Consider the following 26,302-nt stretch of genomic DNA (forward strand, 5'->3'; position numbering starts at 1 on the left):
ATGATCGGAGAGGATTCCATGATTCCTGCAGGCAACAGCAAGCAGAATATTGACCGGTTCTTGGGTTTTCAGGACGAATACGACCGTTATCGCCCGGAGGCTCCTCCGCTGGTTACCAGTCTGCTGAGCAATTACTTGGGCGGACGCCCTTCCGTGGTTGCCGATATCGGCTGCGGGACGGGATTATCCACCTTTCTATGGAAGAATGCCGCCGATTCAGTAATTGGCATCGAACCCAACCCCGACATGCTGAGTAAAGCGGTTGAGAAGCTTAACCTTGAGGATGAGGCACAGTCACTGTCCTTCATCCAGGGCTATTCAAATCAGCTTCCGCTTGATTCGGGCAGCGTTGATATCATTACCTGCTCCCAGTCCTTTCACTGGATGGAGCCGCTGAGCACCCTGCAGGAAATTGCCCGCTGCCTGCGGCCCGGCGGCGTCTTCGCCGCATACGACTGCGACTGGCCCCTGATGCTTCAGGCAGATATTGAAACCAGGTATAACCTTCTGATTACGGCCGCCGACAATCTGCTGGCTGAGCTGCAGCCCGAATCCCAGCGGGCACATAAATGGGATAAGGAGGGCCACCTGGCCCGGATTCAGGCCAGCGGCCATTTCTCGTTCACGCGGGAAATCGTATTCCATAATACAGAAGCCTGCGACGCCGAGCGGTACGTAGGGCTTATGCTCAGCCAAGGCGGCATTCAAACGGTACTGAAGACCGGCTCTACAGCTCTCGATGCCGATATAGCCAGGTTCTCCGCTGCGGTAGAAGCCTACTTCAACGGCCGGACACTGCCGGTTCTGATCAGCTACCGGATGAGGATCGGGATTAAGTAACTGTCTGACTGAACAGTTTAGAGGGGTTAGACGGGTTAGACGGGTTAGACGGGTTAGACGGGTTAGACGGGTTAGACGGGTTAGACGGGTTAGACGGGTTAGAGGGTTAGACGGGTTAGATGATTTGTCTGTTCACCCGCGCAAGTTTATCTTATACTTATTGCAACGAGACGAAGAACGTCCCGGCTGCCCTCCTTGAGGGAAGCCGGGACGTTTTCTATTTTTGACGGGAAGCGTGAATATAATGTCATTTGAAAACGCACATCAGCAATTTATTGCAGGACATCTTGCAGGCAGGCCGTCCGGAGAACGGCGGGGGCGGCTGGAAAGAGGACATCAGCATGCGGAGGTACTATTCTTGCGCAATGTCTGGTGGCCGCTGCGGGGTGATTTCACCAAACTTCACCCTGAATATGAGGTGACGGATTGGCGCGGGAGGTCCTATTTTGCCGACTTTGCCTGGCTTCCGGGCACATCAGACTGCTTATTGAAATTAAAGGCTACGCCTCCCATGTCCGCGATATGGACCGGCACAGCGCCCCGAGCTTTGTATAAGTTTACTTCGACTGATTATGGGCAGATATCAGGCTGCCGAGGCTCCTGTATCACGGCTGCAGCTTATGGAGCAAGAGGTCATCCGTCTGGCCATCCAGCTAACCGGGACTGTCCGCCCCCAGGATGTTAAGCAGCACTTCGGCATTGACTACAAAACAGCAGTCCGCACGCTGCGGAGTCTGTCTGATAAGGGCTGGCTGCTCCCCTCCTGCCGGGGCAATCAAGAAAGAGTCGTCCGTTATGAACTGGCGCATGGCGTGCTGGATTATTTCAGTTAAGTAGCTTGTCGGGAATAACGCCACACTTGCTGTGGCTATTTTAGAATTGTATTTTATCCTCATGCCAGCAAGCAGCTAAGTGGAAAAAAGCAATCTATTGGGCTCCATAAAGCGATTTTTGAATGATTAGTTGGAAAAAAGCCATTTAGTTTATCCCGTTCAGCCCAATTCTCCTGATAATGGCTAGATTAAGTGGACTTTTTCCAACTTGCCTACTTCTACGCTCGATTGATGGTCATTTAACTGGAGAAATTCCTGCTAAGTATACGGAGCCGGGAAATTTTTGAACCAGAAGCACTAGACACACCAGAGTCACCGTAAGCACTAGACACACCAAAGTCACCGGAAGTAGCACCGTAAGCACCGTAAGCACCAGAGTCACCGAAAACACCAGAAGCACCAGACACATCACCGTCGCGAAAAACCAACAAATTAACGCACATGCAAACACATCTTCACTATATTCATCAGCCTGACATGAGATACAAGCCGTCTTAGGGCTCACCAGCCCCGCTTCTATCCCAAAAACAAGCGCCCACCCGCGATAACTCCGCGATTGGGCGCTTGTCCGTCCGGCATATAACCTGCCTACTTCTTATTCATCTTAAACTTCAGGAACAGCTCGTTGTAATGGGCGAGCATCCGCTTGCCGAGGTTGTCGTAAACCTCCAGCCGGTCAGTAATCGCGGCGGGCGGGTAGAAACGTTCATCGCCGGAAATATCTTCGGGCAGCAGCGCAAGGGCCGGAACGTTAGGGGTAGAGTACCCTACGTATTCGGCATTCTGTGCTGCGACCTCTGGCCGGAGCATGAAGTCGATGAACTTGTGTGCACCCTCCACGTTGGCTGCCGTCTGCGGGATGACCATGTTGTCGAACCACTTGTTCGAGCCTTCCTCCGGCACTACATAGTCAAGCTTGTCGTTCTCGTCCATAATTTCCGAAGCATCGCCGGACCAGACGATCCCGACGGCTGCTTCTTCGTTAGCCAGCAGCATCTTGATCTCGTCACCGACAATCGCCTTCACATTAGGCGAGAGCTTGTTCAGCTTGGACAGCGCCTCCTGCAGATGCTCTTCATTCGTATCATTGACCGAATAGTGCAGGCTGTTCAGCGCCATACCCATGACCTCGCGGGCTCCGTCGACCAGGAAGATATTATTGTTCAGCCTGCTATCCCAGAGGGAATCCCAGCTGCTGAAATCAATGTCCCCGGTCATCTCAGGATTGTAGATAATCCCTACCGTTCCCCAGAAATAAGGCACCGAATACTTGTTACCCGGATCGAAGGACAGGTCCATGAATCTCGAATCGATATTAGCCAGATTCGGAATCTTGCTGTGATCCAGCGGCAGCAGCAGGTTCTCCTCCCGCATCTTGGCGATGGCATAGTCGGAAGGAACCACGACATCAAAGACCGTTCCGCCCTGCTCCACCTTGGTCAGCATCGCTTCATTCGAATCAAAGGTCTGGTAGATAACTGTAATCCCGGTCTCCTTCTCGAACTGCTCCAGGAGATCAGGATCAATGTAATCGCCCCAGTTATAAATAGTCAGCGTATTACCGCCCGTATATCCTTCCGCCGAGTTCAGCCTGGAGCCGAGGAACATCAGACCGAAAGCAACGAGCAGAATCGCCAGAAATGCATTGACCAGCTGTTTCATCTAGGCACCCCCGCTTCTGCAGCCGGTTCCGCTACTGCGCCGGCCGGCCGGCTCTTACGCTGGTTCAGGAAGTAATAGCCGATAACGAGCAGGATCGTAAAGAGGAAGATCAGTGTCGAGAGCGCATTAATCGACAGCGATACCCCTTGCCGCGCCCGGGAATAAATCTCCACCGAGAGTGTGGAATAGCCGTTGCCGGTCACGAAGAACGTCACTGCGAAATCATCCAGCGAATAGGTCAGCGCCATGAAGAAACCGCTGAAGATCCCGGGCTTGATAATCGGAAGAATCACCTTAGTCAGGACATTAAGCCTGCTGGCCCCAAGGTCGCGGGCGGCATCGGTCAGCGTCGGGCTCATCTCCTGCAGATGCGGCAGAATCATCAGCACGGCAATCGGCACGCTGAACGCCACATGGGAGAGCAGCACGGAGGTGAAGCCAAGCTTGATGCCGGCAATAGTGAACAGGATCAGAAAGGAAGCCCCGATAATAACGTCTGGACTGACGATCAGCACATTGTTCAGCGAGAGCAGTGCGTTCTTCGACCGGCGGCTGCGGCTGCGCTGGATGGCAAGTGCACCAATGACCGCCAGCAGCGTGGCAATTGCCGAAGACAGGAGCGCGATCACCAGCGTGTTGATCACGATAATGATCAGACGCGTATCCTGCAGAACTTCCCGGTAATAATCGAGCGTGAAGCCCTCGAATTTATGCATCGTACCGCCGCTGTTGAACGAGTAGTACATCAGATAGAAAATCGGCGCGTACAGCACGACAAACACCAGCACCAGATACAGGTTAGCAATCCCGTTTTTATTTTTCATGCCGCACCCCTTTTCGCGAGCTGCCCGTAAGGATCATGAACAGCGCCATGATGGCGATCAGGAAGACGGCAACCGTCGAGCCCATGCCCCAGTCCTGCGTAACCAGGAAGTGCTGTTCAATCGCGGTGCCCAGCGTAATCACCCGGTTGCCGGCGATCAGACGCGTAATCATAAACAGCGACAGCGCCGGGATGAATACAGCCATACACCCGGAACGCACTCCGGAGACCGTTAGCGGAAAAATAACCCGCCGGAACGTCGTCCACCCGGAAGCGCCCAAATCGCGCGCGGCATCCACGAGAGACAGGTTCAGCTCCTCAAGGGCGCTGAAGATCGGCAGAATCATGAACGGAATAAAAATATACACTGAGACAAACACAAAGCTGAAACCTGTAAAGAGAATTTGCTGCTCCCCGAGCCCCAGCAGGTCGAAGAAACTGTTCACCGGCCCGAAGGTGCCGAAGATCCCGATAAACGCGTACGTCTTCAGCAGCAGATTGATCCAGGTCGGCAGAATAATCAGTAGCAGCCACAGCTGCTTATGCTTCGTGCGGGTCAGCAGATAAGCGGCCGGATACGCTACAAGCAGCGAGAACAGCGTGATCAGGAACGCATACCAGAAGGAGTTCAGCATCATTCTCATATATACCGGCGTAAAGAAATTCACATAATTGTCCAGCGTCAGATGCCCGTCCAGATCAAACAGGGAATAGTAAATGACCAGCAGCACCGGCGCGATAACAAACAGGGCAATCCATAAGTAATAAGGGATAAGATAATACGACCGGCCCTTATTGTTCATGGCTCTCCACCTCGCCGTAAGCTTCCAGACGTCTGTCGAATTCTTCCTCCGTTTCACCAAAACGCATCACATGAATCGCTTCCGGATCAAAATAGAGCCCGATCTCGCTGCCCACCTCAGCCTTGCGAGTGGAGTGCACCAGCCATTCATGGCCGGATTCATCATAGCAGCTGATCTCGTAGTGTACTCCCCGGAAGAGCTGGGAATCGACGCGCACCTTCAGCTTGCCCTGCTCAAGCGCGGCTATTTCCAGATCCTCCGGACGGATCACGATTTCGACCGATTCATTCGGCTTAAGCCCCGCATCCACGCATTCAAAACGTTGGCCGCCCCATTCCACCAGATAATCCTCAATCATAACACCGGGTACGATATTCGACTCTCCAATGAAATCGGCGACGAAACGGTTGATCGGCTCATCGTAAATATCGTTCGGCGTACCGCTCTGCTCGATTTTCCCTTTGTTCATGACAAAGATCCAGTCTGACATCGCCAGCGCTTCTTCCTGGTCATGGGTAACGAAGATAAACGTGATGCCGAGCCGCTGCTGCATTTCCCGCAGGATATACTGCATCTCCGTACGCAGCTTCAGGTCTAGCGCGGACAACGGCTCGTCCAGCAGCAGCACCTGCGGCTCGTTGACGATTGCGCGGGCAATCGCTACACGCTGTCTTTGTCCGCCGGACATTTCGTTGATCGCACGCTGTTCGTAGCCGACAAGGTTGACGAACCGGAGCGCTTCCTGCACCTTTTGGGTAATGACATCCTTTTTAAGCTTCTTAATGCGCAGTCCGAAAGCCACATTCTCGAATACGTTCAGGTGGGGAAACAGGGCATAATCCTGAAACACCGTGTTTACCTGACGCTCATTGGCGGGAATGTGGTTGATCATTTTACCGTTTAGATAAATAGAGCCTTCAGTCGGTTCGGCAAAACCGGCGATCAGACGCAGAATGGTCGTCTTGCCGCAGCCGGACGGTCCCAGCAGTGTATAGAATTTACCGCGTTCGATTTCGAAGCTGACACCTTTTAACACGGCCTCCTCATCATCATATTGCTTAGTAACCTGGTCAAAAGAAATAATAGTGCCTTCCGGGGTAGCGATAGCTAACGACCTCCCTTACCTTATGTATTACAAACCTTTTTACCCTCATCTAACAGCGCACAATCGGCCTTGACGGGCTCAGCACTGCCTAGGCGACAATTCTGTCCCTCCGCTTCGACAGCATTTCATATCATATATGATATAGGATGTATCCCATATATGCGATAGCTAACAACGCTTATAGCCCTGCAGAATCTTAACAAGTTCGTAAAAAATAGCCCCCTTTACGCTGCGTATGAGGTGCTATAATGAAACCGTCTGAAAATACTTTGAAAATTCCTCTTTTTATGAAAGAAGATGACTGAAATGAACGAGGGGTTACAAGACCGCCTTGAGAAATTTGGATTATCCCTTTATATGATACGGATCACTCTGGCTGCATCGCTCTCCTGGGTGGCAGTTCATAGTCTGTACGGTGACCATTACTTATATTTTGCCCCGCTTGCAGCTATTCTGATCACCCAAGGAACAGTTAAAGCCTCGCTTGAAAAAGGCCTCTACCGCCTGCTGGGCATTGTGCTCGGCGGAACGGTCAGCCTGATTGTCGGCCGCTTCCTGGATATCGGTATTCTCTCGATCCTGCTGATCCTGCTGCTGGGTATCGGTATTGCCACCGCGTGCCGGATTAATATTCAGGCTGTCTCACAGGTTGGCGTGACCTCTGTTCTCGCGCTTACCTTCTACCATGATCACTATATTGTGTGGAGGGTTGCCGAGACCCTGATCGGCGTACTGATTGCCTTATTGATCAATATGATTATCGTCCCGCCCAAAGGGTTCGTCAAGGTGAAAAGCCTGGCACTCGAAGGAAGCCTGCTGCTGGCGGATTCCCTGAGCGGGATGGCCACTGGCGGCAGAGACGCAGCAAAAGCCCAGAAGGCGCTGACCCGCTCCGGGGAACTGCTCGCGAAGAGTGTCCGGCTGCGCCATGAAATGCAATTCACCTTATCGCACTACCCCTGCCGCAGCGGACTGCGCGGGTTGACGCAGGCTACGGCCCATCTGCAGAAGGTTCACTTCTACGTCAAAGAGATTGCCGACGAGCTCTCTCTGCTGCCCGCGCATTATGCTGCCGCAGACTGGATGGTGGAGGTTGCCGGCGCAACTGCCGACTGCATCGCCCTGTACGGGACCAAGACATTGTCGGACGCCGAAGTCCAGCGCTCACTGCAGGAGTCGCTCCGGCATGCCCGTGATCTGCAGCTGGCCTGGTTCTCCGAGCTGCAGGGAATATGCCCGCTGACGGCTATCCGCGACCTCGGTGCTGTCTTCTCTCACCTCAACCGGGTGCTGGAGGTCATCGAACAGGCCGATTATGCGGCAGTTTCAGCCGCACCTCTGCCGGCAAGAACCGAAGCAGCGCGCGGTATTCATCTTGTAAATAATGGACTCTCCCACAAGCTTTAAGCTTGGGAGTGTCCTTTTTTTTGCTGATGCAAAATCTTATATATTTCAGGTGAAATTACAGTTGAAAACCTGCTCATCTAGGAATAAAATTAGGATTGTTTAAAGAATTTGTCGAAATTCAGTACTATAGTACCAGTTATGATCATTTTATTGTCGAACACTTCATCAAATGACCTCATGCTGAGTATTTATCATGTTTCATGTATAAAGGCAAACTGCCTGAAAGGGCGGGACGCAAAGCAATGGGCCTAACAATGCCGCTGTGCATTCATGGCTGCCAGGCTGCCGGTTTGATAATACGAAAAGCGAGGTTATACCTATGCCGCAGCGCACCCTTGACCATTCCCGGCATGTGTTCAATAAAACAATGCCGGCCTTTAGCACTACTTTCCCCATGGAGTCCTCTACCCCGTCCTATCCGGTCAGCGGAATGGGCGGAAATGAAGATAAGGATGGAATAATCATTGTACAGAATGATCAGATTTTCATCACCCCCCCTTTACGAGGCGGCAAGGCTGCCCTGATTTCTGCTGTTCACCCTGTCGTCCTGAAGATAGACGGCGGGAAGGTAACTGAACCTACCAGGGTCACTTCAGCCAATCATTTGAGCTGGGAGATCAGCGAGAAGCCGCAATACCAGATTACTATTTCCGAGGATAAGCTCAGAGCCTACTTTACCCTCTACCGTGTGGAGAAGTACTCCTGGAAGCTTGTGAATTGCCCCGCCTCCGCCGAAGTCTCTGTCCGGGCGGAGCCGGACTATGATCTGCTGCTGTCTAAGCTGACTGTAGATCAGATTCTGGCCGGCTTTCCGAAGAGCTCCTTCATCCCTAATCTCAACATCCCTGCCCTTTACGCCGAATTGAATAATCCGACCTATCTTCCGGTCTGCATTGCTGTGGGCAAAACCCCGGTTCCCGGTACCAACGGCCGGCTGGAGCTCTTGCTGCATCCGGATATGACCGAAGAATTCAGCAGTTCGGAAGCTCCCGACCCTATGAATTATCTGGGTTATCCGGGGATTGCGTCTGTCCAGCCGGGAGAAGTGCTTGCCCGCAAATTGCCTCCGCGGGAAGGATTGCCCGGCTTTGACGTGTATGGCGGCATTCTGCCGTCACCCCAGCCGGAAGATATCCGCCTGATGCACGCCGCCGATACCTCGCTGCTACCAGACGGAGAAATTATCGCACTGCGTGAAGGAAGACCCCGGATCACAGGCATCGGCACACCGCTGGTGAGTATTGATTTCCCGTCTGCCTATATTATGCCAGGGGGCATGGACACAGCAGACGGAGCCTTTATGTTCGCAGGGGATGTGGTTGCACCGGAAGGAGTCAGGGACCAATCCATCATTGAGGCTTTAGGCAATGTCTACATATACGGCGATGTCCAGGGTGCTGTGATTGCCGCCACAGGCAGCATTGTAATCCGGGGAAAGGTAACAGACTGCCAATTATATTCCGGCTGTTACGGAGCGAGACAAGGGCGGCTGCACCTGCAACCCGCTCACCTGATTGAGGAAATAACAGCACTGAGAAAAGCAGCCAGGCTGCTGGAGCAGAATCTTCAGTCACGCCAGCAGGCAGTGAAATACGGACTGGTAGTTATGCTGCTGCTGGAGAGTAAATGCAGCCATATACCGGGTCTGCTCACCGGGCTTCAGAAGCTGCTTTTAAACAATGAGTCAGCCTGTCCTATGGATACAGAGCAAATTAAACATATGCTGGAGGTCTTCCTGCACCCGGGGCAGTTCACCGACTTCATAACGGATGCCGTGATTGGGACGTTGTTGAAGCTGCTTGAGGCGTTTTGTGAGCGGATTGAAGGCCTGCAGGAGGAGAATGCCCGGATTGATGTTGCAGAAGCGGAAGGCTGCATGCTCCAAGCCGGCGGAGACCTCTATATACATAAAGAAGGCGTCAGGAACTGCACGCTGCGGGCATCCGGGAATGTTCAATTCCTCATGGAACAATCGGTATGCAGCGGATCCATAGTCGAAGCGGGTGGAGCTATCACCTTACAGAGCGCCGGTGCAGAAGCCGGCCAGCAATCGGTGCTTACAGCAGGGAGTACAATTAGTGCCCGCCGGATTTCCGCTACCCGCTTGAGCATTGGCGAATATACCACAGAGATTGATGATTTGCTGGAGAATGCGGTATTCACAGCCCAGAATCTGCGGACGGGTAATCAAAGATAGTGCAAACTGCTTACATACAGTTTTCAGCCCAGTTAAAAAGCCTGCCGGACCTCATGCAGCATCCGGCAGGCTCTTCTTATTTTATCCGGGCGGTCCGCCCCAGCTTAACATTCACCAGAATAATGCTGCCCACGATCAAGAGCATACCCACAATCAGATTGGGCGTAATCTGCTCATGCAGCAGCACTACGCTTGAGCCGATGGAGATCAGCGGGATCAGGAAGGTAAACGAACCGACCTTACCGGCCTCCCCTTCATTGATCAGCTTAAAGTACACCATCCAGCCGAGCGCGATGACGAACACCGCAATGAACAGTGTGTTAACAATAAAAGCACTGTTCCAGGTGATTGCTGACCAGCTTTCTATGGCTGAACCGGCTGACAGCAGGATCACTCCGCCGATCATGATCTGCATCGCCGTCATCCACAGCATATCTACCCGGGCCGCATTCCGTTTCGTATAGATGGTGGCAAATGCCCAGCTGAGTGCGCTGGCCAGCGCAAGCAGAACGCCGACAGGAGAAATGCTTCCGTTAAACCCGCCGATGCTTAGTGCGGCTACCCCCAGAAAGCCGAGCAGCAGGCCGAATATTTTCAGCCCGTACATGCTCTCCCCTAGCCAGATCCAGGCAAAGATGCCCAGCAGCACCGGCTGCAGAAACACAATGGCCGAGAACAGACCGGAAGGCACATACTGGAGGCCTATCGTCTGGAAGCCGTAATAAAAGACGATACTGAGTATCGCCGATGTCAGATAGACCGGCCACAGCCGCCTGAACTGAAGCTGCTTCCATTTCGGCAGGGCAGCGAAGATCAGGATGATACCGGCAATCACCGTCCGGATGCCGGCAAACAGGAGCGGCGGAGCATAGGATAAGGCGATTTTGGACAGGGGCCAGTTGATCCCCCAGACAATCACCAAAAAAGTAAGCAGAGCTATCGTTTTATTACGTCCGGACATTTATTCACCTCTTGTTTCATTTTCATTCCAAATGATACAATAATCCCAGTCATAATTGAAATGAATTATAATCATGAGGGGCATAACAAATCCGATATGAACAACAATCAAATTCGCCTGTTTGTCAAAATTGCCGAAACCGGAAGCTTCACCAAAGCCGGCCTGGAGCTGAATATGACCCAGCCGGCGGTCAGCCGCGCTATTTCCGCCCTCGAAACGGAAATGGACGTCAAGCTGCTGCTCCGCGACCGCCGCAGCGGGCTGATGCTCACAGAGGTGGGCAAACGTGTCCTGATTCTTTTCCGGGAAATTCTCAGCGGGTTCAATAAGGTCGAGCAGGAGATTGCCGCGGAGAAAGGACTGGAGAAGGGGCTGATCCGGATCGGAGCCTTTCCGGTGGCGGCCGCTTACTTTGTGCCCAAAATGATCCGCTCGATTAAGAGCAGATATCCGGGGATTGAAATCTCCGTCCATGAAGGCTCGGTGGCCGAGGTGAAGGAATGGCTGGAAACGCGCCAGATTGATGTCGGGCTGATTATTCCGCCGCATGAGGAGTTTGAGACCCTTCCGCTTTTTCGGGAGAAGCTGTATGCGGTGCTGCCCGGCGGCCATCCGCTGGGGCAACATCAGGTCATTGATGTGAAAGACCTGGAGCACGAGCCGATGATGATCTGCAGAGCGGGCTATGAGCCTCCAGTGCTTGATTTATTCAAGAGGGCCGGCAGTGAGCTGAACGTGAAATATGTTGTCAACAGCTACAATACAGCGCTGAACATGATCCAGGAGGGTCTGGCCGTAGGCGTGCTGTCCCAGCTGTCGCTGCTCGCGCCGCCTGATGATGTGATCATCCGGGAGCTTTTCCCTGATGCTTACCGGGATGTCCATCTTGCTGTCCATTCGCTGGAGGAAGCGTCCATCGCCGTCAGATTGCTCATTGATACTGCGCTCGAATTATTTGCGGAAGCCGGAAATCTAAGTCCTGCTACAAACACTGTAAAGGAGTGAGCACTATGAAGACCAACCGTCTGGGAAACAGCGGGCTGCAGGTATCGGCACTGGGCCTTGGAACGAATGCTTTTGGCAAACGTGCTGATCAGCAGACCTCGATTGTTATCATCCATACCGCACTGGATCAGGGGATCAACTTCATTGATACCGCCAATATTTATGCCGGTACCGAATCGGAAAGAATCATCGGCCTGGCTCTGGAAGGCAGGAGGGATCGCGCAGTTCTGGCCACCAAGGCAGGTCTGCCGCGGGCCGAAGGCCCAAATGGGAGCGGCTCCTCCCGCCATCACCTGATGCTGGAGCTGGAAGGCAGCCTGCGCCGCCTGAAGACGGATTATGTGGATCTGTATCAGATCCATACCTTCGATCCGTATACTCCGCTGGAGGAAACGCTGCGCACTCTGGACGATATGGTATCTGCGGGAAAGGTCCGTTATATCGGCGCTTCTAATTACGCGGCCTGGGAACTGATGAAGGCGCTGGGGATCAGCGCAGCGCGGAATCTGGTCCAATACAGCTCGATTCAGTGCAGCTATTCGCTGGCCGACCGGACTCCCGAGAACGAGCTGCTCCCGCTCTGTCTGGATCAGGGACTGGGGATCATCCCTTATTTCCCGCTGGCCGGGGGCATACTGACCGGCAAATACAGCAGCAGTGGCACTGCACCGGCCGGGTCACGGGCCGAGACCGATCCGAACTTTACCCGCTTCCTTACCCCTGAGCGGATTGCACTGGGTAATGAAGTCAGCCGGATCGCCGCAGACCTCGGAACCTCGCCCACAGCCTTGTCCTTAGCCTGGCTGATGAGCAGGCCCGCTGTATCCACGGTTATCGTAGGGGCTACACGGGTGGAGCAGGTGCAGCAGAATCTGCAGAGCACCGCTCTTGAGCTGGACGCGGAGACCCTGGACAAGCTGGAAGAAGCCAGCCGCCCGTTCCGCAGCGGCGAGCCGTTCGCAGTCTACCGTCTGCCGTAATTGCAGAACGCCAAGAAGCCTATAGCTCCTTCCTGCCGGTTATCGGCGGGCTGGAGCTATAGGCTTTTTTAATAGAACAGCATTGCTTATTTATACGGCTGCGATGAACCGCTCCATATCTTCCTCGACCGTTGTAATACCGCCGATTCCGAAGTTATCAACCAGCACTTTAGCCACATTCGGCGAGAGGAAGGCCGGCAGCGTCGGGCCGAGATGAATGTTTTTGACACCCAGGTGCAGCAGCGCAAGCAGCACGATGACCGCTTTTTGCTCATACCAGGCAATATTGTAGGCAATCGGCAGGTCGTTGATATCGTCCAGTCCGAACACTTCCTTCAGCTTCAGGGCAATGACCACAAGGGAATAGGAATCATTGCATTGTCCGGCGTCCAGCACACGCGGAATTCCGCCGATATCGCCGAGCGCAAGCTTGTTGTATTTGTACTTCGCACAGCCTGCGGTAAGAATGACAGTATCCCCCGGCAGTTCAGCAGCAAAGTCAGTGTAGTAATTGCGGCTCTTCATCCGGCCGTCGCAGCCTGCCATCACGAAGAATTGCTTAATGGCCCCGCTCTGGACAGCTTCTACCACCTGATCGGCCACATTCATAACCGCTGCGTGGGCAAACCCGCCGACAATCTCTCCAGTTTCAATCTCAGTCGGAGCTTCACAGCCCTTCGCCTGCGCAATAATCGCGGAGAAATCCTTCACTCCATGCTCATCCGCCGGAATATGCTGCACTCCCGGGAAGCCGGTGTTGCCTGTCGTGTATAACCGGTCAATATAGCTGTCCTTAGGCGGCACAATGCAGTTCGTAGTCATCAGAATCGGACCGTTGAAGCTGGCAAATTCCTCATTCTGCTTCCACCAGGCATTGCCGTAATTGCCTACAAAGTGGCTATACTTCTTGAAGGCCGGATAATAGTGAGCCGGCAGCATCTCACTGTGCGTATACACATCTACTCCAGTTCCCTCTGTCTGCTTCAGCAGCTCTTCCATATCCTTCAGGTCATGTCCGCTGATCAGAATTCCCGGATTCTGTCCTACGCCGATGTTCACTTTGGTGATTTCCGGGTTGCCGTAAGTGGTTGTATTCGCCTGGTCGAGCAGAGCCATCACATCAACGCCGAACTTGCCGCATTCCAGCACAAGTGCAGTCAGCTCATCAGCGCTCAGACTGTCATCCAGAACTGAAGCCAGCCCTTTTTCCATAAAAGCATGGGCGCCTGTATCCGCAAAGCCCAGCACTGCAGCATGCTCCATGTAGGCCGCCATTCCCTTCAGTCCATAAGTCAGCAGCTCGCGAAGGGAACGGACATCCTCATTCTCCGTCGACAGAACGCCTACCGTTTCCGACTTGGCCAGCAGGTCCTCTTCTGTATCCGCTGTCCAGAGTGCGGCATCATGATTCGCGAGAGGTACCGCCGCTCCAGCCTCCTTCAGCCTGCTGCTCCACTGGTCACGCAAGGTAAGCCCCGTTCTTATTCTGTCAATAAAAGCTTCCGGGACAAAGTTGGCATTGGTTATCGTAGCAAACATACTTTCTATAATGAACTTATCTGTGACGGAGTCAGTAATGCCTAATTCCCGGCCTCTCCGTGCAAAGATGGAAATGCCTTTCAGTGTGTAGATCATCAGATCCTGAAGATTGGCAACTTCACTCGTCTTCCCGCATACTCCCTGGATAGTACAGCCCGTTCCTTTGGCCGCCTCCTGACATTGAAAACAAAACATGCTGCTCATTGCACCTTCACTCCTTTAAATGGGTATCGTTACACAGGGCAGAGACTGTTCATCTGCCTTTACAGTTACTATTTATTGTAGTAGACTTTCGCCATACAATCGGTAACGGATGTTACCGAATAAATTTAAATTTGGAGGAAATCGATGAAGCCGGACCCTGCTGTACTGCAGTCCTGTCTGCTGTTCCGGGGCAAGTCTGTAGAAGAGATTGAAGCTCTGCTGCAAAAGATGCTGTACTCCATTTCTTCCTACCAGAAGAACATGCTAATCTTCGCCGAGGGCGACACTGCGGACCGGATCGGAATCATCCTCTCCGGGCGGGTCGAGGTTCAGAAGACTCATCCCACCGGCAGCAGCGTAACTATCGCCCATTTAAATGTCGGGCAGACCATCGGGGAAGCCGTACTGTTCCGCAGAGAAAATATAGTCCCGGCTACCGCCACGGCTACCGGCCCCTGCTCTATCATGTTTATAGGTAAGCAGGAGCTGCTGAGGCTGTTCACCACAGATACAGACATGCTGACCCGCTTCATTGAGAATCTGTCTGAACGGCTGGTGCTCGTGAACCGCAAAATCGAGATGCTGTCCGCAGGTCCGCTGCGGCGGCGGATGATTTACTTTTTGCTGGAGCAGGCGATGCAGCAGGCTTCAGAGGTCATCTCCCTGCCATTCAGCCGCAAGGAGTGGGCAGAGCATTTAAATACTGCGCGTCCTTCACTGTCCCGTGAAATGGGCTATTTGCGCGACATCGGCTGGATTGAGTTCAAAGGCAGCCGGATTTCCCTGCTGAACCGTGAGGCTATGAATGACTACATCCGCACCGACAGTGCTGATTCCGGCAAAGAGAAATAACCATTCGTTTCATCCCATTGGAGGGTTCAGTTATGCCTGAAATTAGCGAGCAAGATACCAGCCTTATGCTGGCCGAGCATAGACAATTTTTTGACAGCGGGGTGACCAAGGAGACGGCGTTCCGGCTCCGTCAGCTGCAGAAGCTGGGAGACGCCATCCGCAGGCACGAATCCCGGATCATCGGGGCGCTGCATCAGGATCTGCGCAAAAGCGAGTTCGAAGCCTACGCCACGGAAATCGGCTTCACGCTGGACAGCATCGGCTATATGATGAAGCATCTCAAGCGGTGGACGAAACCCGTCAAGGTCAAATCTCCGCTGCACATGTTTCCGTCGAAAAGCCTGATCATCAGTGAGCCCTACGGCACCGTACTCATTATCGGGCCATTCAATTATCCGTTCCAGCTGCTGATCGAGCCGCTTATCGGGGCTATCGCCGCCGGCAACTGCGCTGTTCTGAAGCCGTCGGAGAGCACCCCCGCGGTTTCAGCCGTTATCGAGGACATGATTAAGGAAACATTCGAACCCGGCTATATCCGGGTAGTGCAAGGCGAGAAGGAAGCGACCAATCTGCTGATCCACGCGAGGTTTGATTATATTTTCTTCACCGGCAGTGTACCCGTCGGCAAAATTGTAATGGAAGCTGCCGCCAAGCAGCTTGTTCCCGTCACCCTGGAGCTGGGCGGCAAAAGCCCGGTCATTGTCGATAAAACTGCCAATCTGGAGACGGCTGCCAAGCGGATCGTCTGGGGGAAGCTAATCAATGTGGGGCAGACCTGCATCGCGCCGGATTACCTGCTGGTCCACAGGGAGGTTGCCGCGAAGCTGATCACCCTGATGAAGCAATCCATCAGGGCCTTTTACGGAGAGAATCCCCGCAGCAATCCGGATTACGGGCGGATCGTGAATGAGCGCCAGCTGCGCAGAATCGCCGGAATGATCGAAAAGGACCGTTCCAAGATTATTGCGGGCGGCACAGTTGAGCCGGAGGATTTGTACATTGAGCCTACCTTGCTCTACCCGGCCGCTTGGAGTGACGCCGCGATGGAGGATGAAATCTTCGGACCCGTGCTGCCGATTATCGAATTCGGCCGGCTGGAGGAAGCGATCAGCAGCATCAATCAGCATCCGAAGCCGCTCGCCCTCTATCTGTTCACCGAGGACAAACAGGTGGAGCAGCAGGTATTGGGCAGTGTATCCTTCGGGGGAGGCTGCGTGAATGACACCATCAGCCATGTCGCCAGCTCCCGCCTGCCGTTTGGCGGTGTCGGCAATTCCGGCATCGGCGGGTATCACGGCAAGCACAGCTTTGACCTGTTCTCCCACCGCAAGAGCATCGTCAAAAGAAGCTCAAGGGTCGATTTCGGCATTGTGTACCCGCCTTACGGCAATAAGATTAAGCTGGTGCGCAAGCTATTGAAGTAGAAGAGCCTGAGTTTATTTATTTATTTAAGCAACAAATCGGATGTTTTGTATGTAGAAGCCAGGTTTCGCCGCTCCCTATAATACATGTGTGGAACAAGCAGCAGCTGCTATTGCTTGAATCCAACATATTTTGAGGGGAGTAATGAGAAATGACAATGATGGCTCAGCCAACGGCACAGGTGCCGGGAGTGTATTATAAGAAAGTCGGGGAGGTCATCGTTACCGCTGTCTCGGACGGAGGAATGCAGTTTCCGTGGTGGCCTTTTAAGGAGCTTAAGGAAGAGGCTGGAACAGCAATACTTGAAGCTAATTTCGAGGTGAGTCCGCCTTACTTTAATACCACTTGCTTTGTGGTCAATATTCAAGGCCGCCTTACCCTTATTGATACAGGAATCGGTCCCGGCATAGGCGTTCTTCTGGATAGCCTAAAGGCAGCCGGCATCAGTACGGAACAAATAGAATCGGTCCTGCTGACCCACCTGCATGCTGACCATGCCAATGGCCTTATCTATCCGGACGGTACAAAGGTGTTTCCAAACGCCGAGGTTGTAGTGGCACAAACAGAATATGACTACTGGATGGACAACCGCAACATGAAGGATCCTTCAGATGAAGGGGAGCAGGCAAATTTCCAGATGGCCCAAGCAGCATTGGCGCCTTATGCAGGATATATCCGCACTTTTTCGAGTGAAGAAACCGAGCCGGTCACTGGAATCAAAGCCATTGCCGCACCGGGGCATACGCCGGGACATACAGCCTATTTTATTGAATCGGGCGAAGAGCAGCTCCTCATCTGGGGAGATATCCTCCACAATGCCACCATTCAGCTGCGTAGACTGGATGAGACATTGGTGATGGATGTGCTTCCCGATCAGGCAGTTCAATCGAGAAAACGTCTCTTGGAGTACGCCGCAACAGAGCGGCTGCTGGTCACTGGGATGCATCTTGCTTTCCCGGGATTCGGCCATATTAAAAAAGAAGCGGATCATTATGTGCATATTCCCGAGATCTGGAAGCCTGCCCTGTAACCATCCGCTTCCATATCAACACAAAAGGCAGCATAGGCTCAGGCCTATACTGCCTTTTGTCATATTCTCTGGATGGTGCTTTGAAGAGCGCCGCTTAGCAAAGGCATTATTTTCCCGGCTATGGCTTGAGGCGACTCCTTCCCTCCATCCGAGTTCCAGCGGAACGTAGCGCCGTATGTCGACCAGGTTATAAAGACAGCGGACAGCCGCAGCGTTTCTTCGTCTGCTATTCTGCACGACCGGCTTAACAGACCGAAAATGTATTCCTCCAGCTGTGCCTTAATATTCTTCTCTATAAAAGGAGCTACCGAATCATAGCTCTTAATGCAGCGCTTATTGGTTGCCTGGTGGTATTCACAAAGGGCAATTACAATATTTCTCATCGTATCTTCTGTAAATTCCGCTCCCGGCTCCACCCTGTTATGGACAAAGCTCATAAAGCCTTCCCCCAGCAGACCGTCAACCAGTGCGAATTTATCAGGAAAATGAGCGTAATAAGTAGATCTGTTGACCGCTGCCTTTGTCGTTATATCGCCAATTCTGATCTTGTCAAAATCCTTTTTCCTTAATAAATCAGCAAATGCTTCTAAAATATGCTGTCTTGTCCGGATAACGCGCGGATCGTTAACGTTCAGTGTCCCTCTCATCATACATCCGCCTCTCTTGATGTATTGAATTCTCCCGGAATCCCCGCCTCAGCCTGCCCGTCTGTCCTTTACCCAGTCCGCCACGTCCTGCTGCGGAATCGGCTTGCTGATGAAGTAGCCCTGGATTTTGTCACAGCTGGTCCGTTCCAGAAAAGCGAGCTGCTCCGGCGTTTCCACTCCTTCGGCGGTGACGTTCAGCCCCATGTCATGCCCGATCGTGACGATGGACCGGGCAAGTGACATGTTGTTAGGCGTATCGATACTGTCGATGAACGACTTGTCGATCTTCAGCGTCGTGATCGGCAGCTGCTTCAAATAACTGAGTGAGGAATAGCCTGTCCCGAAATCGTCCAGGGCGATGCCGATCCCCTTCTCCTTCAGCGACTCCAGCTTCGTGCTGATGGCTTCAAAGGATTCCATGAAGATCGACTCCGTAATCTCCAGCTCCAGGTATTCCGGGGGCAGGCCGGTTTCCTGCAGAATCCCCAGTACCATATCCGTGAAATCATCCAGCATCAGCTGGATCACCGAAATGTTTACCGAGATATGGTAGCCCTCATAGCCCTGTCCATGCAGATCCTTAATGAACTGGCAGGCCGTACGGAGCACCCATTCCCCGATCGGCACAATGAGCCGGCAGTCTTCGGCGATCTTAATGAACGATAGCGGGGAAACAAAACCAAGCACCGGACTGTTCCAGCGGATCAGGGCCTCGAACCCCCAGATTCCGCCTGAAGCGGTATCCACCAGCGGCTGATAGTGCAGCGACAGCTCATGATTGGCGATTGCATTTCTGAGATGCGATTCAATCACCATCCGGTCATCAAAATGCTGCTGCATATCCCGTCCGTAGATGACATACGTCCCTTTACCCGCTTCTTTTGCCTTATACATCGCAATATCCGCATTCTTCAGCAATTCCTCCGCATTGACCCCATTATCCGGATATTGGGCAATTCCGATACTTGTGGAAATATGTACAATGCTGTCGTCAAGCTGGAACGGCTCCTTAAAACCCTGCACCAGGGAATTCGCATAGGCAGTCACTTCTCCAAAACCCTTGCTGTCCTTGAATAGAATGACGAATTCATCACCGCCAAACCGGAAATGCCTGCTGCGGCTATCTGACAGTTCCAGCAGCCGCTCGCCGACCTTCACCAGCAATTCATCCCCAAAGGTATGTCCCATCGTATCATTGATATATTTGAAATTATCGATGTCGAGGAAGAACAGCGCCGCGTGCCCGCCCGAATTCTCCTTGATAAACTTCTCCAGCGCTTCAGTCAGGGACAGGCGGTTCGGCAAACCGCTGAGCACATCGTTATAGGCCAGCTGCCGGTACTTCTCTTCACTGGTCTGCAGCAGCTCCTGGTTCTCCACCACCTTGTTATACTGCTCCATCAGCTCATCCTGCAGTGCTGTAAGCTCCTCGTAGGTGGACTCCAGCTCCTGATAACTCATCTGCAGCTTGCTCTCGTATGCTTTGCGGTCCGTAACATCAACCATGGAGCCGGCAAAACGGACGAAGCCGCCGCTGGTATTGCGCAGTACCTTGCCCCGGGCCTGGAACCACTTATAATCGCCCGATTTGCTCCGCATCCGGAATTCACTGTAATAATAAGAGGTTCGGCCCTCCAGATGCTGGGTGCGCTGGCGGTTCTCCTGGTCTGCATCCTCGGGATGAATGAGATCTCTCCATCCGCCATGACTTTCACCTACTTCATCCCGTTCATAACCGAGCAGCTCATACCAGCTGTCAGAGAAATAGTAGACCATGGTCGACATATCGACATCCCAGATTACCGCATCCGAGGCATAGGTCGCCAGATCGAAGCGCTCGTTGCTTTTCTCCAGATTATTGCGGATCCGTTTGACAAGCTGTACATAAAACAACAGGATTAGAATAAAGGCCAGCAAGACTGCAAACGCGGCGATGATACTGAGCACCAGCTCTTTATAAGTCTCATAGAAGGAAAATGGCTTGTTAATAACCTCGCTGCCCTCCGGCAGCTTTTTCAGGGACACATGGAACCGCTGCAGTTCCTTGTAATCAAAAACATTGCGGACGCTGCTGTTGTTGACGACCGGGATATTGTCCGGACGCTCACCCTGCAGAATCCGCACGGCCAGGCCGGCTGCAGTCTGCCCCTGGATTATTCCGCTGATCAGACTTCCGCCAAAAGCTCCGTGATTCAAGCCGAAATCATAGATATGGTACACCGGAACACTGCTGCTCTTGCCCAGCTCACTTGAGAACCGGTCAAATTCGGCCGTTCTTCCGGTCGAGTCACTAAAATATGTAGTCATAAGCACAATACTGTCTGATGGAAGGGCCGAGACTTGATCTAGAATCTGTTGTCTGGAAAGGCGATTCATCGGATATAGCTGCAGCTCCGGATGAAGTGATGAAATCTGTTCCATCACCATTTGGCCGGTGGAGAGCCCGCTTTCCGAATTGTCATACAAGACATATACTTTACGGAGAGACGGATTGATTTCCAGCGCCATTTGAACTGTATGGACAGGGTTAATCTTTTCGATGACACCGGTAATGTTATTCAAATCATGCAAACTTTCCACACCCAGCTCGTTAATGCCGCTGAATATGACCGGTGCGTTATCCAGAATTTCTTGGCGGTATTTGATGGCGAAGTTCAGTGCAGCATCATCCGTCGTAATAATGGCATCAATATGCATGGATTGATACTTGAGCTTGATCGTCTGATAGAACTGCTTGAGGTTGTCATTGCCGGGGTAACGTTTCCAATCCATATACTCACTGTAAATCACAGGCTGCTCGGCTGCACTCTTGAGCCTCTCTTCAATGCCGGCCCCCTGATCGTCTGTCCAGGCAAACCCTTTATGATAGGAATGCAGCACAAGCACATTCTTAGGCGGCAGTTCCTCTGCACTGGCAGACGCCGGCTGATAAAGGAAACCATACAGCATAAGAAATAACAGGAAACTCTTGAATACCTTGAGATGAGTTTTTCTTAAGCCCATAAGTACACTCCCATTCATCGATCCCAAAGTTAAAACCGGAAGATTTCGACAATAATTAATTCGTTGAAACCCTTCTTCCATCCTCTTTCGCTTGAAAAAAGCGTTAACATTCACTGTGACTGGGCTATGCTACCTATTAATAGGACTGTCTGCTTTAATTATATGGGCAAACGCTGATTTTTGAAATCATTAATAGGATGAATAAGGCCGGTCCCGGATAGACACTGCGCCAGCATCCACGTTAGAATTAATTTGGTTAAGATCCCCTTAGGGACAGGAGGCTAACATTATGCCTACAATTAAAGATGTAGCACTAAAGGCAGGCGTTTCGGTCACCACCGTATCCCGGGTGCTCAACAACAGGGGGTATCTAAGCGAGGAACTGAAGAAAAAGGTTCTGCTGGCGATGGATGAACTGAACTACCGGCCCAATGAGCTGGCCCGTTCGCTCAGCCGTTCAAGGTCCAATATTATCGGACTGATCATCCCCCATGTCTCGCATCCCTTCTTCGGTGAACTTACGGGCTATATTGAGGAGCACGCCTACCGTAACGGCTGCAAGCTCCTGCTCTGCAATTCCTGGCAGGATAAACACAAAGAACTGGAATATATCGATATGCTGCGGTCCAGCCGGGTAGACGGGATTATTATGGGCAGCCATACGCTGGAGGTGGAGGCTTACCAGCAGATGAACCTGCCTCTGGTCACCTTTGACCGGCAGATTTCACCTGATATTCCTTATGTGTGTTCAGATAATTATCTTGGCGGCCAATTGGCTACGACTTTATTAATTGAAAAAGGCTGCCGGAATATCGCCCATATCGGCGGGCATCCCGGCCTGAATATATTATCCGGGCTCCGCGCGGAGGCTTTTGCCGATACCACAGCTGCACATCATGTTCAGCATACTTTGCTGCATACGGATGATAACAGCTTTGATGTCGCAGCGTATGAGCGGCTGCTTGCGCAATTGTTCCGTGAACAGCCCGGCATTGACGGAATCTTTGCCGGCAGCGATATGATCGCCGCCTATGCCCTTAAGGCCTGCATGGAGCGCGGCAGACGGGTCCCCGGGGATGTGCGGATTGTCGGCTATGACGGCATTGCGCTGCGCAATATGCTCGGACTTCCGCTCAGCACGATCCGCCAGCCAATTGAAGCGATGGGCAAGCTGGCCGTGGAGTTAATTATCCGGCAAGTGCATGGAGAAAGCGTCTCCGCAGAGTACATACTGCCTGTTGAACTGGAAGAAGGCGCTACGACATAATAACTGTCCAGCCGGTTATGTCAGGATCATCTATGTCTGTCCCACCACGCTAGAGCCTGCTTCGACAAAATATGAGCTTTAGTCGTCTACTAGGCAACCACTCCTATTTGCTGGGAGCTGTACAACAATATAAGTGAGAGGTAGTGATGATTCATGATCAGGTCTACGATTTCAGAACTGACGCGGCTGTTGACCGCTGTTCCCGAGGCCTTTGCCCGGCTCGATGCTGCAGACGCAGCCGCACCGCGTCCGGGGGGCAAATGGTCCAAGCAGCAGCTGCTCGGCCATCTTTGCGACTCGGCGCTCAACAATCTGTCCCGCTTTATCAAAGTGCAATACGAATCTCAGCCGCTGAGCCTTGCCCTCTACGACCAGAATGAATGGGTAGCCGCCCAGCAGTATGCCGGCACCCCCCGCGAAGAGATCCTATCGCTCTGGATCAGTCTCAACCAGTCCGTCCTGCGGGTGATATCTGGCCTCTCCCCTGCCCAGCTTGAGCTTGTGTTCCGGCTTGAAACTGGCGAAACGGTTACCCTGCAGTGGCTGATTGACGATTATCTGAACCATATGAAGCATCATCTGGGACAGATTTTTCCTGATACGGAGTTATAAGCAGTGCTCTTATACATCGAAATCGTGCAATATAACAGCAAAGCCGCGGTTTCTCCCTTAAGGAGAATCGCGGCTTTAGGTTTGTTGTGTAACAGCTCCGTTATTTCCTGAGCAGCTCCAGGAGCCTCTCCAGGGCCAGCTCTGCGGTTGAAGACAGCAGAAGATCAGCTTCGCCCAGCAGCTCCGCGCTGCCGATGCCCACAGCTGTCATACCGGCAGCCTTGATGGCGGCTATCCCCGCCGATGCATCTTCCACACCAATGCAATTGCCTGGTGTTACTCCAAGCAACTCCGCTGCAGTCAGGAAGATTTCCGGGTCGGGCTTGCCCCTGCGCAGCCCGGCCGGATCGGCTATCGCCTGAAACCGGCGGGCAATGCCGAGCCGCTCCAGAATCAGCGGAGCATTCAGGCTGGCCGAGGCCAGTCCTGCATCAATGCCCCGCTGCGCCAGGGAATCCAGCAGCTCCGGGATACCCGGCAGCAGATGTTCTGGCGTGATGCTGCCGATCATCTGCCTGTAGTGATCGTTCTTCTTCTCTGCCAGCCGAAGCCGCTCTGCTTCCGTTAACTTGAGACCGCTGCCCTCCAGCACAATATCCAGCGATTCCATGCGGCTAACCCCCTTCAGCCGTTCATTCTTTGCACGGCTGAAGGGGATACCCAGCTCATCGGCCAGCGCTTGCCAGGCCTGGTAGTGAAACTCGGCAGAGTCGGTGATCACGCCGTCCAGATCGAAGATTACTGCCTCGAGCTGCCGGGCAAGCGGTATACTCACCGGTTCCTGCGGGAGCAGCGTTAAGATCCGGTCTCTGTGTTTGATCTGAAGGCTAGTGCCTTCCAGTAGTGTATAGACAGCTGCCCCGCTGTCCACGTAGATGTCCAGCAGCTGGCCGCGGACTGTAATCTTGAAGCGGTAGCTCTCCCACTGCTCCGGCAGTGCCGGAGCAAAGCACAGCATCCCATTATACTGCCGCAATCCGCCGAACCCGTTCACAATGGACATCCATGAACCAGCCATAGCGGCCATATGCAGCCCATCCTTGGCGTTGCGGTTAATGTCATCCAGATCCATCCGTACGGTGCGGTCGAAGTAGGCATACGCCCCGGCCAAATCGCCGATTTCTGCCGAGACGATGCTGTGAATGCAGGGCGACAAGGAGGAGTCATGTGTCGTCAGCGGCTCGTAGTACTTATAATTACGGATTTTATCGGCCAGGCTGAACTTGTCTCCAAGCAGGAACATCGCCATTACCAGATCTGCCTGCTTGAGCACCTGGTGGCGGTAGATCACCAGCGGATGATAATTCAGCAGCAGCGGGTATTTATCAGCAGGCGTATTCTCGAAATCCCACTTCCGCTTCGTCAGGAATGTATCATCCTGTGCATAGATGCCCAGTTCCTCGTCAAACGGAATAAACATCTTGCCGGCAGCTTCCTTCCAGCTCTCCGCCTCTTCCATGGACAGGCCAATTGCCTGCCGGAGCCGCTCGTAATCCTCCGGATATTGCTGCTCCAGCAGCCGGGCGGTCTCATAGGCATAGAGGAACTGGTCCTGGACCATCAGATTGGTGTAGGCATTATTATTCACAATTGCCGTGTATTCATCAGGCCCCGTTACGGCATCGATACAGAAGGCTCCGCCCCGGGCCGGATTGAAATGCCCGAGATCCAGCCAGAAGCGCGAGGTTTCAAAGAGAATCTCCGCCCCTTTACTGGCCAGAAAACCAAGGTCTCCCGTCGCCTGCACATATTGCTTGAGCCCATAGGCGATATCTGCGTTGATATGTGCCTGGGCCGTACCCGCCGGAAAATAGGCGGAGTTCTCTTCACCGTCTATCGTACGCCAGGGATACAGTGCACCCTTCTGCGACATCACGGCGGCCCGTTCCCGTGCCTTGCCGAGTGTGGCATAACGGAATTCCAGGAGCGCCCGGCTGACCGCCGGCTGTGTGTACGTAAAGAACGGCAGCATGTACATTTCCGTATCCCAGAAGTAGTGGCCTTCGTACCCTTCGCCGGTCAGTCCCTTAGCGGCAATGTTTGTCACACCATCCCTGCCGGTGGACTGCAGCAGCTGAAACATATTGAAGCGGATGCCCTGCTGCAGTGCGGGATCGCCCTTGATCTCCACATCGGTATGTCCCCAGAACTGGTCGAGATACGAATGCTGTTCATCCGCCAGGCCGCTGAAGCCATAGGTTTCAGCCATGCTGAGCACCTTAACGCTCCGGCTCTGCAGCTCCTCTTCAGGGTAGTCCTTCGAGGTATGGTACGTGATATATTTGGTCAATGTCACGGATTCCCCGCTCTGCACCGCAGCTTCGTAACAGGCCCAGATCCGCTGGCCGGTCAGCTGCCGGCTCAGCTCACGGCCGGACTCCGCCTGCAGCCCATGGCTTACAGCCGTCAGCAGGGCAAACCGGGTATGCCGCGTCCGTTGCCGCATCCAGAGGATGTCCGCCGCTTCGTCATAGCCGGCATCTTCCAGCAGCAGGCTGGGTTCGGCACTCCCCGATCCGAGCCGCGGGTCATCGCTGGCCTCAGTGCGGGTAATCTGCCCGTCCAGCGCAGAGACAAAATGCAGCGTGCCGGAGAAATTCAGCGCCGTCACCTTGTATTCGATCGCAGCCAGGTGCTTGTGCTGCAGGGATACCATCCGCCGGATCATCAGCAGCAGGCGGTGTCCCGCCGGCGATTCCCATTCCACCTCGCGGTGCAGTATACCGCTCTTCATATCCAGCCACCGCCGGTAGCGGTGCACGATCCCGCTGTCCAGCCGGAAGGTATGCCCTTCAATACTCAGCTCTATGATCCGCGCATCGGTTACATTTAGCATCGACTGGTTCCGCGCCGGGAGCCCGAAGGCCCCCTCGGGATATACAATCGGCTCAGAGTCATAGAACCCGTTCAGGTAGTTCCCGGCAACCGAGGTGCCAGCCTTTCCATGGTAGCCTTCCTCGAAATTGCCGCGCATGCCGATATATCCGTTGCCGAGCGCAAACACACTCTCACTCCGCTGATTATTCTCATCCTCAATGGCATCCTCGCCAAGACTCCACTCCCGGTAAGGGTACAACGCCGGCGGATGCTCATATGGCTTCATCTTCATG

20 protein-coding genes and 1 riboswitch are annotated in these 26,302 nt (G+C 53.2%); of the genes, 11 read left to right on the plus strand and 9 right to left on the minus strand.

The annotated features are described in order from the left end of the window. Window positions 1-18 precede the first annotated feature (18 nt). Both QU597_RS27470 and QU597_RS27475 read left to right on the plus strand, forming a co-directional pair. Window positions 19-840, plus strand: a complete 822-nt coding sequence (locus QU597_RS27470; RefSeq protein WP_310830650.1) for a class I SAM-dependent methyltransferase — start codon at window positions 19-21, stop codon at window positions 838-840. Window positions 841-1,412: 572 nt separating this feature from the next. Then, window positions 1,413-1,673: a type IV toxin-antitoxin system AbiEi family antitoxin domain-containing protein gene (locus QU597_RS27475; protein ID WP_310830651.1), complete on the plus strand. Its 261-nt coding sequence runs from the start codon at window positions 1,413-1,415 to the stop codon at window positions 1,671-1,673. A gap of 588 nt (window positions 1,674-2,261) precedes the next feature. On the opposite strand, the gene QU597_RS27480 is transcribed toward QU597_RS27475, so the two are convergent. From QU597_RS27480 to QU597_RS27495, 4 genes are read right to left on the minus strand one after another with little or no spacing between them, the layout of a single operon-like run. After that, on the minus strand, window positions 2,262-3,335 hold the full coding sequence (locus QU597_RS27480) for an ABC transporter substrate-binding protein (RefSeq protein WP_310830652.1): 1,074 nt from the start codon (window positions 3,333-3,335) through the stop codon (window positions 2,262-2,264). After that, window positions 3,332-4,159, minus strand: a complete 828-nt coding sequence (locus tag QU597_RS27485) for an ABC transporter permease (RefSeq protein ID WP_310830653.1) — start codon at window positions 4,157-4,159, stop codon at window positions 3,332-3,334. The genes QU597_RS27480 and QU597_RS27485 overlap by 4 nt, the downstream gene beginning before the upstream one ends. Beyond that, the gene (locus QU597_RS27490) at window positions 4,149-4,961 is read right to left on the minus strand and encodes an ABC transporter permease (RefSeq protein ID WP_054942404.1); all 813 of its coding nucleotides are present in this window, start codon (window positions 4,959-4,961) and stop codon (window positions 4,149-4,151) included. The genes QU597_RS27485 and QU597_RS27490 overlap by 11 nt, the downstream gene beginning before the upstream one ends. Then, window positions 4,951-6,066, minus strand: coding sequence for an ABC transporter ATP-binding protein (locus QU597_RS27495; RefSeq protein ID WP_310833427.1), 1,116 nt, complete (start codon window positions 6,064-6,066; stop codon window positions 4,951-4,953). Before QU597_RS27495 ends, QU597_RS27490 begins: the two co-directional genes overlap by 11 nt. Window positions 6,067-6,372: 306 nt before the next feature. Here QU597_RS27495 and QU597_RS27500 point away from each other — a divergent pair, with 306 nt between their 5' ends. Further along, window positions 6,373-7,473, plus strand: coding sequence for an FUSC family protein (locus QU597_RS27500; RefSeq protein WP_310830654.1), 1,101 nt, complete (start codon window positions 6,373-6,375; stop codon window positions 7,471-7,473). A 199-nt stretch (window positions 7,474-7,672) separates the two neighbouring features. Then, window positions 7,673-7,763, plus strand: a riboswitch (cyclic di-GMP riboswitch). Window positions 7,764-7,792: 29 nt separating this feature from the next. Then, window positions 7,793-9,670 carry a flagellar assembly protein A gene (locus QU597_RS27505; protein WP_310830655.1) on the plus strand — a complete coding sequence of 626 codons (1,878 nt, stop codon included), beginning with the start codon at window positions 7,793-7,795 and terminating at the stop codon, window positions 9,668-9,670. 76 nt (window positions 9,671-9,746) lie between these two features. On the opposite strand, the gene QU597_RS27510 is transcribed toward QU597_RS27505, so the two are convergent. Further along, window positions 9,747-10,631, minus strand: a complete 885-nt coding sequence (locus QU597_RS27510; protein WP_310830656.1) for a DMT family transporter — start codon at window positions 10,629-10,631, stop codon at window positions 9,747-9,749. A gap of 96 nt (window positions 10,632-10,727) precedes the next feature. Between QU597_RS27510 and QU597_RS27515 the strand changes: the two genes are divergently transcribed. Next, window positions 10,728-11,636, plus strand: a complete 909-nt coding sequence (locus QU597_RS27515; protein ID WP_310830657.1) for a LysR family transcriptional regulator — start codon at window positions 10,728-10,730, stop codon at window positions 11,634-11,636. 5 nt (window positions 11,637-11,641) lie between these two features. Further along, on the plus strand, window positions 11,642-12,616 hold the full coding sequence (locus tag QU597_RS27520; protein WP_310830658.1) for an aldo/keto reductase: 975 nt from the start codon (window positions 11,642-11,644) through the stop codon (window positions 12,614-12,616). Window positions 12,617-12,706: 90 nt separating this feature from the next. On the opposite strand, the gene hcp is transcribed toward QU597_RS27520, so the two are convergent. Next, window positions 12,707-14,359, minus strand: coding sequence for a hydroxylamine reductase (gene hcp, locus QU597_RS27525; protein ID WP_206102412.1), 1,653 nt, complete (start codon window positions 14,357-14,359; stop codon window positions 12,707-12,709). Window positions 14,360-14,503: 144 nt separating this feature from the next. Between hcp and QU597_RS27530 the strand changes: the two genes are divergently transcribed. The 3 genes from QU597_RS27530 (at window position 14,504) to QU597_RS27540 (ending at window position 17,663) form a co-directional block, all read left to right on the plus strand. Continuing rightward, window positions 14,504-15,211 (plus strand): Crp/Fnr family transcriptional regulator, encoded by a 708-nt coding sequence (locus QU597_RS27530; RefSeq protein WP_310830659.1) that lies wholly within the window; start codon window positions 14,504-14,506, stop codon window positions 15,209-15,211. Between the two features lie 32 nt (window positions 15,212-15,243). Then, complete coding sequence (locus QU597_RS27535; protein WP_310830660.1) at window positions 15,244-16,635, plus strand: aldehyde dehydrogenase; 1,392 nt, start codon at window positions 15,244-15,246, stop codon at window positions 16,633-16,635. A 149-nt stretch (window positions 16,636-16,784) separates the two neighbouring features. Then, complete coding sequence (locus QU597_RS27540; RefSeq protein ID WP_310830661.1) at window positions 16,785-17,663, plus strand: MBL fold metallo-hydrolase; 879 nt, start codon at window positions 16,785-16,787, stop codon at window positions 17,661-17,663. 59 nt (window positions 17,664-17,722) lie between these two features. On the opposite strand, the gene QU597_RS27545 is transcribed toward QU597_RS27540, so the two are convergent. Both QU597_RS27545 and QU597_RS27550 read right to left on the minus strand, forming a co-directional pair. Then, window positions 17,723-18,313 carry a TetR/AcrR family transcriptional regulator gene (locus QU597_RS27545; RefSeq protein WP_310830662.1) on the minus strand — a complete coding sequence of 197 codons (591 nt, stop codon included), beginning with the start codon at window positions 18,311-18,313 and terminating at the stop codon, window positions 17,723-17,725. Between the two features lie 45 nt (window positions 18,314-18,358). Continuing rightward, a complete protein-coding gene (locus QU597_RS27550; protein WP_310830663.1) occupies window positions 18,359-21,313 on the minus strand; it encodes an ABC transporter substrate binding protein in 2,955 nt (984 codons plus the stop codon). A gap of 289 nt (window positions 21,314-21,602) precedes the next feature. Here QU597_RS27550 and QU597_RS27555 point away from each other — a divergent pair, with 289 nt between their 5' ends. Then, window positions 21,603-22,580 carry a LacI family DNA-binding transcriptional regulator gene (locus tag QU597_RS27555; RefSeq protein WP_310830664.1) on the plus strand — a complete coding sequence of 326 codons (978 nt, stop codon included), beginning with the start codon at window positions 21,603-21,605 and terminating at the stop codon, window positions 22,578-22,580. Window positions 22,581-22,733: 153 nt separating this feature from the next. Beyond that, entirely contained in the window at window positions 22,734-23,192 is a 459-nt protein-coding gene (locus tag QU597_RS27560; RefSeq protein ID WP_310830665.1) for a DinB family protein, read from the plus strand. Between the two features lie 100 nt (window positions 23,193-23,292). On the opposite strand, the gene pgmB is transcribed toward QU597_RS27560, so the two are convergent. Further along, window positions 23,293-26,301, minus strand: coding sequence for a beta-phosphoglucomutase (pgmB, locus tag QU597_RS27565; protein WP_310830666.1), 3,009 nt, complete (start codon window positions 26,299-26,301; stop codon window positions 23,293-23,295). Between the last annotated feature and the right edge of the window lies 1 nt (window position 26,302).

Source organism: Paenibacillus pedocola (assembly GCF_031599675.1).
GTDB lineage: Bacteria > Bacillota > Bacilli > Paenibacillales > Paenibacillaceae > Paenibacillus_AQ > Paenibacillus_AQ pedocola.

Coding starts and splice junctions, on each gene's coding strand:
- QU597_RS27540 (WP_310830661.1), top strand. CDS start 16,785: ATGACAATGATGGCTCAGCCAACGGCACAGGTGCCGGGAGTGTATTAT.
- QU597_RS27475 (WP_310830651.1), top strand. CDS start 1,413: ATGGGCAGATATCAGGCTGCCGAGGCTCCTGTATCACGGCTGCAGCTT.
- QU597_RS27535 (WP_310830660.1), top strand. CDS start 15,244: ATGCCTGAAATTAGCGAGCAAGATACCAGCCTTATGCTGGCCGAGCAT.
- QU597_RS27550 (WP_310830663.1), bottom strand. CDS start 21,313: ATGGGCTTAAGAAAAACTCATCTCAAGGTATTCAAGAGTTTCCTGTTA.
- QU597_RS27530 (WP_310830659.1), top strand. CDS start 14,504: ATGAAGCCGGACCCTGCTGTACTGCAGTCCTGTCTGCTGTTCCGGGGC.
- QU597_RS27510 (WP_310830656.1), bottom strand. CDS start 10,631: ATGTCCGGACGTAATAAAACGATAGCTCTGCTTACTTTTTTGGTGATT.
- QU597_RS27470 (WP_310830650.1), top strand. CDS start 19: ATGATTCCTGCAGGCAACAGCAAGCAGAATATTGACCGGTTCTTGGGT.
- hcp (WP_206102412.1), bottom strand. CDS start 14,359: ATGAGCAGCATGTTTTGTTTTCAATGTCAGGAGGCGGCCAAAGGAACG.
- QU597_RS27545 (WP_310830662.1), bottom strand. CDS start 18,313: ATGATGAGAGGGACACTGAACGTTAACGATCCGCGCGTTATCCGGACA.
- QU597_RS27505 (WP_310830655.1), top strand. CDS start 7,793: ATGCCGCAGCGCACCCTTGACCATTCCCGGCATGTGTTCAATAAAACA.
- QU597_RS27485 (WP_310830653.1), bottom strand. CDS start 4,159: ATGAAAAATAAAAACGGGATTGCTAACCTGTATCTGGTGCTGGTGTTT.
- QU597_RS27480 (WP_310830652.1), bottom strand. CDS start 3,335: ATGAAACAGCTGGTCAATGCATTTCTGGCGATTCTGCTCGTTGCTTTC.
- QU597_RS27520 (WP_310830658.1), top strand. CDS start 11,642: ATGAAGACCAACCGTCTGGGAAACAGCGGGCTGCAGGTATCGGCACTG.
- QU597_RS27500 (WP_310830654.1), top strand. CDS start 6,373: ATGAACGAGGGGTTACAAGACCGCCTTGAGAAATTTGGATTATCCCTT.
- pgmB (WP_310830666.1), bottom strand. CDS start 26,301: ATGAAGATGAAGCCATATGAGCATCCGCCGGCGTTGTACCCTTACCGG.
- QU597_RS27555 (WP_310830664.1), top strand. CDS start 21,603: ATGCCTACAATTAAAGATGTAGCACTAAAGGCAGGCGTTTCGGTCACC.
- QU597_RS27490 (WP_054942404.1), bottom strand. CDS start 4,961: ATGAACAATAAGGGCCGGTCGTATTATCTTATCCCTTATTACTTATGG.
- QU597_RS27560 (WP_310830665.1), top strand. CDS start 22,734: ATGATCAGGTCTACGATTTCAGAACTGACGCGGCTGTTGACCGCTGTT.
- QU597_RS27515 (WP_310830657.1), top strand. CDS start 10,728: ATGAACAACAATCAAATTCGCCTGTTTGTCAAAATTGCCGAAACCGGA.